This is a genomic window from Bacillus amyloliquefaciens DSM 7 = ATCC 23350 (assembly GCF_000196735.1).
Lineage (GTDB): Bacteria > Bacillota > Bacilli > Bacillales > Bacillaceae > Bacillus > Bacillus amyloliquefaciens.
Map to the genome: position 1 here is coordinate 2,734,758 of NC_014551.1, position 13,199 is coordinate 2,747,956.

A 13,199-nucleotide genomic window follows, 5' to 3' on the forward strand; every position below is an offset into this window, starting at 1 on the left:
TCAAATCCCTCCCAACCGGTATAATACGTCATTCCATTTCAGCTCTTTTTTCAGCTCGCGTATTTCAGTATTGCGGGAAATAAAGATGCTTTCAATGCCCGCCATCTCGGCCCAATCAAGCATCTGTTCAGCCGTAAGCCGGAAAGACATGCAGGTATGATGAGCGCCTCCCGCCAAAATCCATGCTTCCGCAGCTGTTTTCAGCGATGGCTCAGGCTTCCACAGCAACCGCGCCACAGGGAGATTCGGCATGTCGTGATCAATTTCCCTGCCTTCCGCTTCATTCAGAACGAGACGGAACCGCCCTCCGATATCAATGATGCTGGCGATGATGGCTGAACCGCCGATTCCGTTAAAGACCAGCCGGGCAGGGTCTTCTTTGCCTCCGATTGAGAGAGGGTGTACTTCGATTTTCGGCTGATCGAGAGCGACTGTCGGGCATACTTCAAGCATATGTGATCCGAGAATCATCGCACGGCCCGGTTCAAAATGGTACGTATAATCTTCCATGAAGGAGGTTTGTTGTCCGTCCGCCATTATTTTCATCATCCGCACCAGGGCAGCCGTTTTCCAATCGCCTTCGCCCGCAAATCCGTACCCTTTTTCCATAAGACGCTGAACGGCAAGCCCCGGAAGCTGCTTCATTCCGTGCAGCACCTCAAAGGAAGTCGTAAACGCCGTATATCCGCCCCGCTCAAGAAAGGCTGTTAATCCGAGTTCGATTTTCGCCTGTTCTTTAATAGAAGAAACTTTTGCTTCATCCTGTTTCGTTTCGTCGCTGATGACATACAACTTGTCGTATTCTTCATAAAGCGCTTCCATTTCAGCATCAGTGACGCTGTTCATCACTTCGGTAAGATCGCCGATTCCGTATCCGTCTACCTGCCAGCCGAATTGAATGTGAGCGCCGACTTTGTCTCCGTCAGTAACGGCTACATTCCGCATATTGTCGCCGAACCGGGCTACTTTAATATGCCTGCTTTCATTCCAAGCGGCAGCAGTGTTCATCCATTGTGAAATGTCGCGTTTGACTTCCTCATCATCCCAATAGCCCGCAATGATTTTTCTCGTCTGCCCCATTCTTGACTGGATATATCCGTATTCCCGGTCTCCGTGAGCGGATTGGTTGCTGTTCATAAAATCCATATCAATCGTTTCCCACGGGATATCGCGGTGATATTGGGTATGCAGATGAAGCATCGGCTTTTGAAAGGCGGAAAGACCTTCAATCCACATTTTCGCGGGAGAAAATGTATGCATCCACGTCACGACCCCGGCGCAGTTTTCTTGATACTGTGCTTCCCGCAAAACCTCTCTGATTGTTTCAGATGACGTGACAACCGGTTTATGCCTGATCTTATATCTTGATGACACCCCGCTGAGACCGTCACATATCCCTTTTGCATGTTTATCGACAAGCTGAAGTGTTTCCTCTCCATATAAGTGCTGGCTTCCCGTTATAAACCAAAATTCATATTCCTTGTTCTGAAGCACATTCATTTCCCCTTCCCATCAAAATAAGGCGCTCGCATTTAAAAATATACGTACGAATATAAAATATAAAACTTCTATCCTTTTATTTGTACGAACAACTTCATTATAGTTAAGGAGGAATCAAACTGTCAATCTTTTATTGCAAGTAAAAAGCCGGACCATATGCCCGGCTGCTCAATTAATAGGAAGGCCAGCCTGAACTCCAGTTGATATCATTGATGAGCATCTTCGGAATCCCGCTGTCTTCGGCATCATACGCATGGCGCACTAAAATATTCCCGTTCACAATGTCTTGACCGCCCGGGCCTTTCCAGCGGTCATTGCCGGAATCAAGAATTGTGCCTCCGCCTTCTGACATGCTTTTCCCGCTTTTATCAAGATATGGGCCGGTGATGCTTTTGGATCTTCCATAAGCGATTTTGTACGTACTATTCACGCCTGAACAGCATTTATCAAATGACACCATTAAATAATAGTAGCCGTTCTGATAGGTGATGGCCGGCGCTTCCAAAGCTCCGCCGTTATTCGGCCTGGCAGCGATGGAGTAAAGTGATCCCGTCGGTTTCATTGTGTTTTTATCAAGCCTTGTCAGCTTGATGCCGCTCCAGAAAGAACCGAAAGCAAGCCAAGGGTTTCCGTCCTTATCAATTGTCAGCTCCGGATCAATCGCATTGTAATCATTTGCGCTTGTCGAACGGATGACGAGCCCTTCATCCTTCCAGTTTCCTGAGCTGAGACTTGTTGATGAAGCGAGACCGATTGCGGAGGTATTTTTGCCGAATGAAGAAACGGCATAATACAGCCAATACTTTCCATTATAATATTGAACATCGGGAGCCCATTGATTCAGCCCGTAATTCGGCACGTAATTGCTCCACCATGACAGCGGGGAAGTAAAGATTGATTTTTGAACGGTCCATACGCCGCCGCTGCCCTCCTTTAAGACACGAAGCCCCCGCTCACCTTCCAAACCGGTTCCGAAAGCGTACCACGTGTTTCCTTCTTTCGCCATCGTCGGATCGTGAAGCAATTCATTTGATGCCCCCCAAAACGCGGCAGATGCCGGAGATGAAGACATCAGCAGCAGCCCGGCTGTAACGGCTGCGCACGAAAAGCGGATCAAGCGTTTGAATCTGTTTTTCATTTCATAACCCCTCCCTTTTTAAGCGCTTACAAAATACGTTGTCAGATTTTTCTGTGTCTTTCTTATTGTAGCCGCAGGGCTCATATTTGTACAGACAAAAAAAAGAATCTGCTTAAAAAAGCAGATTCTTCCGTATCTTTATTGATATGTAATACGGTCAACCGTTTCCCGGTCCAATTTTTTAATCACTTCTGTGATCAGTTTTACCGTATTCTCGTAATCATCCCGATGCAAAATAGCGGCATGAGTGTGGATGTAGCGCGTTGCGATTGTAATGGACAGCGCCGGCACTCCATTCGCGGTTAAATGAATGGAACCTGAATCCGTCCCTCCTCCGGCAATGGAATCGAATTGATACGGGATACCAGCTTCTTCCGCCGTATTCACGACAAGATCGCGCAGGCCTTTGTGAGATACCATTGACGCGTCATACAGAATTATTTGCGGCCCTTCACCGATTTTGCTTTGCGCCTCTTTTTCAGAAATTCCCGGTGTATCTCCGGCAATTCCGACATCCACACCGAATGCGATATCAGGCTGGATGGTATGCGCCGCTGTTTTAGCTCCGCGAAGCCCGACTTCTTCCTGAACCGTTCCCACACCGTATACTTCATTCGGATGATCGCTGTTTTTCAGATTTTTTAATACATCAATGGCTATCGCACAGCCGATGCGGTTGTCCCATGCTTTCGCCAATAAATGTTTTTCATTGTTCATCACTGTAAATTCAAAATACGGCACAACCTGGTCCCCCGGAAGAACGCCCCATTCCATCGCTTCTTCACGGCTGGATGCGCCGATATCGATGAACATCTCTTTAATATCAGCGGCTTTTTTTCTGGCGTCAGGCGGTAAAATATGAGGCGGCTTCGAACCGATGATCCCAGTGATGTCCCCTTTTTTTGTAACGACGGTGACACGCTGGGCCAGCATTACCTGAGACCACCAGCCGCCGACGGTTTGAAAACGGAGGAAACCTTTATCAGTGATTTGCGTCACCATAAAACCGACTTCGTCTAAATGCCCTGAAATCATGATTTTCGGACCGTTTTCTTTGCCGGTTTTTTTAGCGATTAGGCTTCCCAGCCGGTCTGTTGTGACTTCATCGGCAAATGGTTCTATGTATGATTTCATCACTTGTCTTACTTCTCTCTCATTTCCCGGTATCCCTTTTGCGTCCGTTAACGCTTTCAGCATGGTGAGCGTTTCATCTAATTTTGTCATCAATAAACCTCCTTTTTTTACTACCCTTCTTATTATACAGAACCAATGCTGAAGCATACGATTAATTCGCCTGAAAAACGGGTAAATGTTTTATATATTTCTTTTTAAAAAAATGAAACCTTTTGTTTTGTTTTTCGTATTACATCAGATCATGACAAAGGTGAGGAGGTGCCTTCACACATATGGCCATTACAGTATTCAGGATTGTCTTGCTTGCACTTCTTATTTATTTTATTTACATGGCGGTCAAATTCTACGCAAATCCGAAAAGAAAGCTCAGACTGGCGCAGTCAAAAGAAAATTTTTATTTTATTGATGAACAGAAAAACACGCGTAAAAATCTCCAGCTTACTTATAAAGGAGTGCTCTTTGAAGGAGAGAAGCATATCCCCTCCAAAGATCATCCGCTGTTTATTCATACGATATTCGTGTGGACCGAGACTCCGGAAAAGCTGAGCAGCTTTTCTGCAGATGATTATGAAGAAGTCGAGAGAAAGGTATTGGAGCGGTACCCCAATTGCAAGATTGATTGGGACCAGCCCATCAAAAAAGCAAAAAAAGCAGGCGAGCGCTGAGCTCTCCTGCTTTTTATTTTTTATACATCAAATAGATCAGCACAAGGGCGGCTTCGGCGAGAAAAAGCATCGGCACCCCGTATAAAAAAGATTTGTGCTTCGTCTTATGCCTGAAGGCGCGCATGCCGATCCATACGCCGAGCGAGCCGAACATAGCGGCTGTGAGCCATATCCGCTTCTCTGAGATTCTCCACCTGCGCGCTTTTGCTCTTCTTTTATCAGCGCCCATAATCCAAAAGCCGTATCCGTTTATCAATACCGCATAAATGAAGAAAGCCATTGATTGTCACCCTTTACGTAAAAAACCGCTCCCCGGAAAGAGAGCGGCTTTTTCAACTTACTTGTCTAACTGAGCTTTAGCAGCATCAGCAAGCTGATTGAAAGCAGTAAGATCGTTTACAGCAAGATCAGCAAGCATTTTACGGTTTACTTCGATACCTGAAAGCTTAAGACCGTGCATTAAACGGCTGTAAGAAAGACCGTTCATACGTGCAGCAGCGTTGATACGAGTGATCCAAAGCTTACGGAAATCACGTTTTTTCTGACGACGGTCACGGAATGCATAGTTTCCAGATTTCATGACCTGCTGGTTTGCTACTTTGTATAATGTATGTTTTGAACCGAAATAACCTTTTGCTAATTTAAGAACCTTTTTACGACGCTTACGTGTAACAGTTCCGCCTTTTACTCTTGGCATTAGATTTCCCTCCTAATTGTTCCTTGTCCGATTACTTGATGTTGGCAAGCTGTTGTTTAATGCGTTTGAAGTCTCCTGCGCTTACAATAGCACCCTTGCGAAGCTTACGCTTTTGCTTTTGGGATTTGTTGGCGAATAAGTGACTTGTATATGCATGAGAACGTTTTAACTTCCCAGAACCTGTCTTTTTAAAACGTTTAGCAGATCCGCGGTGAGTTTTCATTTTTGGCATGGGATTTCCTCCTTATTGCTTTTCGTTTTTCGGCGCGAGCATTAAGAACATGCTGCGGCCGTCCATTTTTGGTTTTGTTTCGACTGTCGCAACTTCCGCACATGCTTCAGAGAAACGGTCCAATACGCGCTGGCCGATTTCTTTATGAGTGATTGCGCGCCCTTTAAAGCGGATAGAAGCTTTCACTTTATCGCCTTTTTCAAGGAATTTAATCGCATTGCGCAATTTCGTGTTAAAGTCATGCTCATCGATCGTCGGACTTAACCGAACTTCTTTTAAGTTAATGATTTTTTGATTCTTACGTGCTTCTTTTTCCTTTTTCTGCTGCTCGAATCGGAACTTTCCGTAGTCCATGATACGGCAGACAGGCGGTTTTGCATTTGCTGCAACTAACACAAGGTCAAGATTTGCGCGGCCGGCGATTTCAAGTGCTTCCTGACGGGACTTGATGCCGAGCTGATCGCCATTTTGCCCGATTAAACGGACTTCACGTGCACGGATACCCTCATTAACCAATTGATCTTTGCTAATAATGAGCCACCTCCATAGTTTCTTCGAATTGATTCACAACGCTTTTTGACTGCATTCTGCAGGCAAACAAAAAGTGCGGGCATGATAACACACCCACACTACGAACATCTGCATAAATAAAAATGTACGGTCAACCTGCCAACTACATGAATGTGTCAATCAGGTGAGAAGCGGGTGCCTCTGCTTGTGATTTATATTCAATTCAGTAACTATTCTACACAATACCGGAACATTAGTCAAGAATGACTTATCCGGATCAACTTTTTCATTTTAACACGGTGCCGGGGTAAGCGCAAGGAAAAATGTGAAATTTTGTTCTTTGCAACCTTTGATGTGCCGGACAATAAAAAAACCGGGTCTATGACCCGGGGCTTATCCACCGATGAGCTGAACGAATACCGGAATGACCAGCACCGTCACCACTCCTACGACGACAACCGCGATACTTGCCATTGCCGCTTCTACCTCTCCCATCTCAATACCGACCGCAACACCAAGTGCGTGACCTGATGTGCCGAGAGCCAGTCCTTTAGAGATCGGGTGCTTCACTTTAAACATTTTTAAGAACAGAGCGCCCAGGGCATAGACGATCACGGCGTTGAAAATGACGGCGAAAGCGGTGATGTCGGTGATGCCGCCGATCCCTTTTGACAGCGGAAGGGCAATTGCCGTTGTCGCCGCCTGAGGAAGCATGCTTTTCATAACGGCCGCGTCAAGCTGAATGCCTTTTGCGATCAAATATACTATCGTGACTGAGCAGACAGAGCCGACAATAATTGAAGACATGATCTGCCACCAGTATTTTTTCAGCTTGTCACGCTGTTTGTATAAAGGAATGGCAAAAGCGATCGTCGCGGGCTCCAGGAAGAACTTAATAATGTCTCCGCCGCTTTTATAATCTTCATATGAAAAACCGCCGAGCTTCAGAAAAAGGATGCCGAGCACCATCGCGACAAACAGCGGGGTGAAGAGGAAAAAGCCTTTCGTTTTTTTAAATAAATACGTGCCGATGCCGAATGCTGCAAGTGAAACGACAATACCGAAATATGGACTCATCTGTTTTCCCTCCTAATGCTGCACAAGTTCATTTTCTTGATTGGAACGGCGCACCGTTTGTTTATCAGCCGAAGTTTCCTTCTGACGTTTTTGGCTGACAGACAGAATCAGCTGAGAAAAAAGACCCGTCGCCCCTAACAGAATGATGGTGGCGAGTAAGATGACGAGTGCGATCTGCACGCCGTACTGCTGCATGACGCCAAGTGAATTCATCACGGAGATGCCCGACGGGACAAATAAAAATCCGATCAGTGACGTTAATGATGTTCCCAGCGTTTCTACTTGTTCAAGCTTAATCACTTTCAGACATAAGAGGACAAATAATAACACCAAACCTACTACAGAAGCGGGTATAGGAATGGGGACAATCGCTGCAATCCCATTAGATATGAGCATAATTACGGCAAAAATAAATGCTTGTGTCAGAAATCCGTACACTTTTTTCGCACTCATTTTCTTCACCTCTTTCTCTTTGTTAGGTCCATTATAAAAGAGACACCGATTTATAAAGCGCTTTCATGACAAACGGCAGAATATTCATTCTGAAATGCAAAAAACGGCTGTTGAAATGCAGAAAGCCGCCTCATAAAATATGAAGCAGCTTTTTTAAGTCTTTTGCGTATGTACGGCTGACGGGAATTTTAGAGCCGTCTTTTAAAATAAGATTGTAGGTCGAATTAAACCACGGATGAATCTCCGTAATATGCTCCGTATTCACGATGAACGCGCGGTGCACTCGCAAGAAGCCCGTCTCAGGCAGTTTTTTCTCAATGACCGCCAAGGTTTCGTGAACGGAATAAGACGCGGCGAAAGTTTTGACGGAAACGTGTCCGTCCTCCATGCCGGCAAAAATAATGTCCTTCGTATCTAAAATAACGATAGATTCGCCGGCTGATACCGCCAGCTTATGCGCTCCGGCTGCGGACGGCTGTTCTGAGACGGCTTCTGCCCTGTCCTGTTTAACCCTTTTAAACTTTCTGATCGTCTGGCGGACTCTTTCTTCATCGAAAGGCTTTGTTAAATAATCGAGCGCATCGACTTCAAAGGCTTTTAAAGCAAATTGGTCATACGCCGTCGCAAAAACGACTGCCGGCGGATTTTTCATGTTTTTCAGCCGTTTGGCAATGTCAAATCCATTTTCTCCTGACAAATCAACATCTAAAAACAGCAGATCCGGTTTTTGATCCATCATGCTGTCAAAAGCGGATTCAATATTTTCCGCTTCATTTATATCACTTACTTCATTCGTCCGTTTCAGCAAATAAGCCAATTCATCTCTTGCCAGCATTTCATCATCAACGATTAACACCTTCAGCATGTTCTTCTCCTTTTGTCATCAGTTTCAAAGGCAGCTCAAATGATACGTCTGTACCTTTACCGGCCTCACTTTCCAATCGCAGAGCGGCTTTGGGACCGAACAGTCCGATCAGCCGCTGATTTAAATTGTAAAGCGCGGTTCCCGTTCCTTCTTTAGACGGCAGCGGACGGTTTCCGAGCACAGACAGCAATTCCGGATCAATTCCCCGCCCGTTATCCCCAACCCGCATTAAAACCGACGGACCGGCGGATACCACGCTGACATTGACGGCACAGCTGTCCTGCTTTCTTGAAAACGCATGGCGGAGCGCGTTTTCCACAAGGATCTGCAGCACAAAAGGAGGGATTTCGATGTCCTCCAAACCGTTTTCGATCTCAAGACTGATTTTATATTTCCCGGGAAAACGAGCCTGCTCCAGTGATAAATATGCCTGCAGATGGTTCAGTTCTTTAGAAAGCGGGATGAGCAGCTGCCTCGCTCCCTGCAGATTGGAACGGAAATAGACGCTGAGCTGCAGCAGAAGCTTTCGGGTTTTTTCCACATCCGTGCGGCAAAGTGCAGAAATCGTATTGATCGCATTAAACAGAAAATGCGGATTGACCTGTGCTTGAAGCGCCTTTATTTCTGCATCTTTCAGTAATTTGCTCTGCAGTTCCGCCTCACCGAGTTCAAGCTGGGTGGAAAACAGCATGGCAAGTCCTTCCGCGAGCTCTTCTTCAACCCGGCTTAAACCCGACGGGCTTTTAAAATACATTTTTAACGTGCCGATCGTTTTGCCGTTTGACGTCAGCGGCAATACGATAGCCGCATGCAGCGGACAGGGATCGTGCGTGCATTCAATTTCTTCCTTTGATGTCGCTTTCATAATATGTCCCGTTTTGATGACCCGTTTTGACAATCCGGTGATCAGGCTTTTAGACGGAATATGATGGTCGGCACCCGCCCCGACATGCGCTAAAATCTTTTCATTATCCGTAAGTGATACCGCATCCGTCCCTGTCTGCCTGTGAATGATGGCAGCAACGCTTTTGCATGAGCTTTCATTCAGCCCTTGGCGGAAAAACGGAAGTGTCTGGTCGGCAATCATCAGCACCCTGTGAGTTTCAAGCGCTCTTGCCCGCTCTTCTTTTCGGATAATTGACTGAATGATGGAAAGAAAAATAAAAGTCCCTGACCCGTTTACCAATATCATCGGGATGCCGATGATGCTCACAAGCGTCCAAGCGTCAGAAAACGGCTTGGCCATCAAAAGGATGAGCAGCATTTGCAAAGATTCCATCCCAAGCCCGACAAGCGCGGCCACCCGCGGTGTCGGCATTGCATAGCGTTTTCTGAAATACCGCCCGATCCAGCCGGACAAAACGCCCGCTAATACGGACGAGACGGCACAGCTGACTGCGGTCGCGCCGCCGAGTGATAAACGATGCAGGCCGGCCAATATGCCGACTCCGATCCCCACATACGGACCGCCTAAGAGTCCGCCGATTTCAACCCCCATAATCCGTGTATTGGCAATTGAACCGGACGGATTAATTTGAAACACCCAGTCATTATTCATGATCATATTCCGCTGAATTTCTATCCCCGTATAGTTACTGATGATACTGAACAGCGAGAAAATTGAAATCAGCACCGCTTTTCCTTTATAGCTCTCAGGCTGCTGGAGCGCCTGTCTGAACAATCTGGTATGAGCCAGAACGAATCCCAATATGACGATAATTCCGACTCTTTCCAGCATCATAATGATCAAATGCAGCATACTTTTTCACCTGTTCTTTCAAATTTTATTTTATCATGTTTTAAAGCAAGAGACAGAATCGGACACAAATCTGCCTGTTTTTTTCAAATCATCAGAAAACAAATCTTTCACAGTCTATGTATCTATTGTAGAATAAACGGGAGCCTTGCGGCAGAGAGTTTCAGAATATAACAAAGAGGAGAAGATCATGAAAGCCGTATTTTTTGATTTGGACGATACACTGTTATGGGATGAAAAAAGCGTCAGAACAACATTCAGAGAAACATGTTTACAAGCTGAAAAAAAATATGGCCTTGACCCGCACACATTTGAAGAAGCGGTTCGTAAAGCGGCACGGGAATTGTATATGTCATACGAAACCTATCCTTATACGGTCATGATCGGCATTAATCCGTTTGAAGGATTATGGGCGAATTTTTCTGAGCCGGTCAGCGAAGGATTTAAAAAGCTGAATCAGATTGCGCCGGAATACAGACGAAACGCCTGGACGAACGGGTTAAAAAGTGTCGGCATAGACGATGCGGCTTACGGCGAATATTTAGCGGAGTTTTTCGCGGCGGAACGCAGACAGCGCCCGTATGTGTATGATGAGACGTTTGCGGTGCTTGAAAAGCTGAAAGGCGTTTATGAATTGCTTCTGCTGACAAACGGCGACCCCAGCCTGCAGAAAGAAAAACTTGCCGGCGTTCCTGAGCTTGCGCCTTATTTTAATGAAATTGTCATCTCTGGCGCTTTCGGAAAAGGGAAACCCGACGCCTCCATCTTTGAACATTGCCTCAGTCTTCTGCACCTGAAAAAAGAAGACGCCATTATGGTCGGAGACAACCTCAATACTGATATATTGGGAGCGAAACGGGCAGGCATCACGACTGTCTGGGTAAACCGGACGAATAAGAAAAATGAAACGGACATTACGCCTGATTACGTGATCAGCGATCTTCACGAGCTGTTTGCGATTATAGAGAAACAAAAACAAAGATAATCACATACCGAAAAAAACCCCACTCATTCAGAATGGGGTTTTTTTATGTTTCCGGATTATTTTTTCGCTTCGGCTACAGCCTTTTTCACAAAATCGTCCAGTGAAACGGTTTCGGATTTCTGCTCGCCGTATTTCCGGACGTTTACCGCGCCGTTTTCCGCTTCTTGGTCACCGACCACAAGCATGTACGGGATTTTTTGCATTTGGGCTTCACGGATTTTATAGCCGATTTTCTCGTCCCGGCTGTCAAGCTCGACACGCAGGCCTTCACGCTGCAGGCGCTCCTGCACTTTTTTCGCGTAGTCAAGATGCACAGACGGTGATACCGGAATGACTTGGAATTGCACCGGCGCAAGCCATGTCGGAAGAGCGCCTTTGTGCTCTTCGATTAAGAAAGCAACGAAGCGTTCCATCGTTGAAACGACGCCGCGGTGAATAACGACGGGACGGTGCTGTTTGCCGTCTTCCCCGACGTAAGTGAGATCAAAGCGTTCCGGAAGAAGGAAGTCAAGCTGTACGGTTGACAATGTCTCTTCTTTGCCGATCGCCGTTTTTACCTGCACGTCAAGCTTAGGGCCGTAAAACGCCGCTTCGCCTTCCGCTTCATAGTAATCATGGCCGATTTCATCCATTGCCGCCTTCAGCATGGATTGCGCTTTGTTCCACATGTCATCATCATCAAAATATTTTTCCGTATCTTCAGGATCGCGGTAAGACAGGCGGAAAGTGTAATCACTCAGGCCGAAATCTTCGTATACGTCTTGAATCAAACGGACCGTGCGGATGAATTCTTCTTTAATCTGATCAGGGCGGACGAAAATGTGTGCGTCATTTAACGTCATGCCGCGTACGCGCTGAAGACCTGAAAGCGCTCCTGACATTTCATAGCGGTGCATCGTTCCGAGCTCGGCAATGCGGATCGGAAGCTCGCGGTAGCTGTGAATGTCCTGTTTGTAAATCATCATATGGTGAGGACAGTTCATCGGACGAAGGACAAGCGTTTCATTGTCCATTTCCATCGGCGGGAACATGCCGTCCTGATAATGTTCCCAGTGTCCTGATGTTTCGTACAGGTCTTTGCTTCCGAGAACAGGCGTATAGACATGCTCATAGCCGAGGCTCAGCTCTTTATCCACAATGTAGCGCTCGATCACGCGGCGGATCGTCGCGCCTTTCGGCAGCCAGAGCGGCAGGCCTTGTCCGACTTTTTGAGAGTTGGCGAACAATTTTAATTCTTTGCCCAGTTTTCGGTGGTCGCGCTCTTTCGCTTCTTCAAGCATGCGCAAATGCTCTTTCAAGTCATCCTTTTTAAAGAAGGCCGTACCGTAAATGCGCTGAAGCATTTGGTTTTTACTGTCTCCGCGCCAGTACGCGCCTGCAAGGCTGAGCAGTTTAAATTCTTTAATTTTTCCTGTAGACGGCACGTGCACGCCGCGGCAGAGGTCAAAAAACTCGCCCTGCTCATAAATGGAGACCGTTTCGTCTTCAGGGATGGCATCCAGCAGTTCAAGCTTCAGATTATCGCCGATTTCCGCAAACATGGATTTTGCTTCATCACGGCTCACTTCTTTTCGGATGATCGGCAGATTTTCACCGACAATGCGTTTCATTTCTTTTTCAATCTTCGGAAGGTCATCCGGCGTCAGCGCCTGCTCCATTTCAACGTCATAATAAAATCCGTTTTCAATGACGGGACCGACTCCGAATTTCACATCTTTATAAATGCGCTTAATCGCCTGAGCCAATAAATGCGCCGTGCTGTGCCGCATGATGTTCAGGCCTTCTTCTGTGCCTTCTGTAATGATTTCTACGGCACCGTCCTCTTGAATCGGCGTTCTTAAATCAATTTCCTGTCCGTTCAGTTTACCGGCTAAAGACTTTTTCTTTAATCCCGGACTGATGGATGCCGCGATATCTTCTGTTGTTGATCCTTTCGGAAATTCCTTTACCGCTCCGTCCGGAAATGTGATGTTGATCATATCTGACATCTTCGTCACTCCTTTTTTTATACAAATCAAAAACCCCGCCCCCTATGAAAGGGACGAGGTTAAATAAACGGAATCGTGGTTCCACCCTTTTTTCCGCGCGGCCGATTTTTTCGGCACCTGCGGCTCTAAACTCTGTAACGGGAGTTCCCGTCAGCTATTACTGGCGCTTATTCCTGCGTTCACAGCTGAAGTTCAAAGG

The 13,199-nt window shown here is 46.4% G+C and carries 14 protein-coding genes and 1 other annotated feature; of the genes, 2 read left to right on the plus strand and 12 right to left on the minus strand.

What is annotated here, in order from left to right:
• The 3 genes from araA to BAMF_RS34045 all read right to left on the minus strand — a co-directional run bounded on the left by araA (position 1) and on the right by BAMF_RS34045 (position 3,862).
• Complete coding sequence (araA, locus tag BAMF_RS34035) at positions 1–1,494, minus strand: L-arabinose isomerase (RefSeq protein ID WP_014470808.1); 1,494 nt, start codon at positions 1,492–1,494, stop codon at positions 1–3.
• A 178-nt stretch (positions 1,495–1,672) separates the two neighbouring features.
• Entirely contained in the window at positions 1,673–2,638 is a 966-nt protein-coding gene (locus BAMF_RS34040) for a glycoside hydrolase family 43 protein (protein ID WP_013353132.1), read from the minus strand.
• Positions 2,639–2,776: 138 nt separating this feature from the next.
• On the minus strand, positions 2,777–3,862 hold the full coding sequence (locus tag BAMF_RS34045) for a M42 family metallopeptidase (protein WP_013353133.1): 1,086 nt from the start codon (positions 3,860–3,862) through the stop codon (positions 2,777–2,779).
• 182 nt (positions 3,863–4,044) lie between these two features.
• Between BAMF_RS34045 and BAMF_RS34050 the strand changes: the two genes are divergently transcribed.
• Complete coding sequence (locus BAMF_RS34050; RefSeq protein WP_013353134.1) at positions 4,045–4,437, plus strand: hypothetical protein; 393 nt, start codon at positions 4,045–4,047, stop codon at positions 4,435–4,437.
• A gap of 13 nt (positions 4,438–4,450) precedes the next feature.
• On the opposite strand, the gene BAMF_RS34055 is transcribed toward BAMF_RS34050, so the two are convergent.
• The 8 genes from BAMF_RS34055 to BAMF_RS34090 form a co-directional block, all read right to left on the minus strand.
• Positions 4,451–4,717 carry a DUF1294 domain-containing protein gene (locus tag BAMF_RS34055; protein ID WP_013353135.1) on the minus strand — a complete coding sequence of 89 codons (267 nt, stop codon included), beginning with the start codon at positions 4,715–4,717 and terminating at the stop codon, positions 4,451–4,453.
• A gap of 57 nt (positions 4,718–4,774) precedes the next feature.
• Positions 4,775–5,134, minus strand: coding sequence for a 50S ribosomal protein L20 (gene rplT, locus BAMF_RS34060; protein WP_003152495.1), 360 nt, complete (start codon positions 5,132–5,134; stop codon positions 4,775–4,777).
• Positions 5,135–5,165: 31 nt separating this feature from the next.
• The gene (gene rpmI / locus BAMF_RS34065) at positions 5,166–5,366 is read right to left on the minus strand and encodes a 50S ribosomal protein L35 (RefSeq protein WP_003152493.1); all 201 of its coding nucleotides are present in this window, start codon (positions 5,364–5,366) and stop codon (positions 5,166–5,168) included.
• Between the two features lie 12 nt (positions 5,367–5,378).
• On the minus strand, positions 5,379–5,900 hold the full coding sequence (gene infC, locus BAMF_RS34070) for a translation initiation factor IF-3 (protein ID WP_010886591.1): 522 nt from the start codon (positions 5,898–5,900) through the stop codon (positions 5,379–5,381).
• Between the two features lie 58 nt (positions 5,901–5,958).
• Positions 5,959–6,089 (minus strand) — a sequence feature (ribosomal protein L20 leader region).
• A 180-nt stretch (positions 6,090–6,269) separates the two neighbouring features.
• The gene (gene lrgB, locus BAMF_RS34075) at positions 6,270–6,953 is read right to left on the minus strand and encodes an antiholin-like protein LrgB (protein ID WP_013353136.1); all 684 of its coding nucleotides are present in this window, start codon (positions 6,951–6,953) and stop codon (positions 6,270–6,272) included.
• Between the two features lie 12 nt (positions 6,954–6,965).
• On the minus strand, positions 6,966–7,406 hold the full coding sequence (gene lrgA / locus BAMF_RS34080; protein WP_013353137.1) for an antiholin-like murein hydrolase modulator LrgA: 441 nt from the start codon (positions 7,404–7,406) through the stop codon (positions 6,966–6,968).
• Positions 7,407–7,536: 130 nt separating this feature from the next.
• Entirely contained in the window at positions 7,537–8,271 is a 735-nt protein-coding gene (locus BAMF_RS34085; RefSeq protein ID WP_013353138.1) for a LytR/AlgR family response regulator transcription factor, read from the minus strand.
• Complete coding sequence (locus BAMF_RS34090; protein WP_013353139.1) at positions 8,249–10,030, minus strand: sensor histidine kinase; 1,782 nt, start codon at positions 10,028–10,030, stop codon at positions 8,249–8,251. Before BAMF_RS34090 ends, BAMF_RS34085 begins: the two co-directional genes overlap by 23 nt.
• Before the next feature lie 187 nt (positions 10,031–10,217).
• On the opposite strand from BAMF_RS34090, the gene BAMF_RS34095 reads away from it, so the two are divergent.
• Entirely contained in the window at positions 10,218–11,012 is a 795-nt protein-coding gene (locus tag BAMF_RS34095) for an HAD family hydrolase (protein ID WP_013353140.1), read from the plus strand.
• A 56-nt stretch (positions 11,013–11,068) separates the two neighbouring features.
• Here BAMF_RS34095 and thrS read toward each other — a convergent pair whose 3' ends face one another.
• The gene (gene thrS / locus BAMF_RS34100; protein ID WP_013353141.1) at positions 11,069–13,000 is read right to left on the minus strand and encodes a threonine--tRNA ligase; all 1,932 of its coding nucleotides are present in this window, start codon (positions 12,998–13,000) and stop codon (positions 11,069–11,071) included.
• Positions 13,001–13,199: the final 199 nt, after the last annotated feature.

Excerpts from the sequence above, each read along its gene's own strand:
- BAMF_RS34040 (WP_013353132.1), bottom strand. The coding sequence starts at position 2,638 with ATGAAAAACAGATTCAAACGCTTGATCCGCTTTTCGTGCGCAGCCGTT.
- BAMF_RS34045 (WP_013353133.1), bottom strand. The coding sequence starts at position 3,862 with ATGACAAAATTAGATGAAACGCTCACCATGCTGAAAGCGTTAACGGAC.
- BAMF_RS34050 (WP_013353134.1), top strand. The coding sequence starts at position 4,045 with ATGGCCATTACAGTATTCAGGATTGTCTTGCTTGCACTTCTTATTTAT.
- BAMF_RS34055 (WP_013353135.1), bottom strand. The coding sequence starts at position 4,717 with ATGGCTTTCTTCATTTATGCGGTATTGATAAACGGATACGGCTTTTGG.
- rplT (WP_003152495.1), bottom strand. The coding sequence starts at position 5,134 with ATGCCAAGAGTAAAAGGCGGAACTGTTACACGTAAGCGTCGTAAAAAG.
- rpmI (WP_003152493.1), bottom strand. The coding sequence starts at position 5,366 with ATGCCAAAAATGAAAACTCACCGCGGATCTGCTAAACGTTTTAAAAAG.
- lrgB (WP_013353136.1), bottom strand. The coding sequence starts at position 6,953 with ATGAGTCCATATTTCGGTATTGTCGTTTCACTTGCAGCATTCGGCATC.
- lrgA (WP_013353137.1), bottom strand. The coding sequence starts at position 7,406 with ATGAGTGCGAAAAAAGTGTACGGATTTCTGACACAAGCATTTATTTTT.
- BAMF_RS34085 (WP_013353138.1), bottom strand. The coding sequence starts at position 8,271 with ATGCTGAAGGTGTTAATCGTTGATGATGAAATGCTGGCAAGAGATGAA.
- BAMF_RS34090 (WP_013353139.1), bottom strand. The coding sequence starts at position 10,030 with ATGCTGCATTTGATCATTATGATGCTGGAAAGAGTCGGAATTATCGTC.
- BAMF_RS34095 (WP_013353140.1), top strand. The coding sequence starts at position 10,218 with ATGAAAGCCGTATTTTTTGATTTGGACGATACACTGTTATGGGATGAA.
- thrS (WP_013353141.1), bottom strand. The coding sequence starts at position 13,000 with ATGTCAGATATGATCAACATCACATTTCCGGACGGAGCGGTAAAGGAA.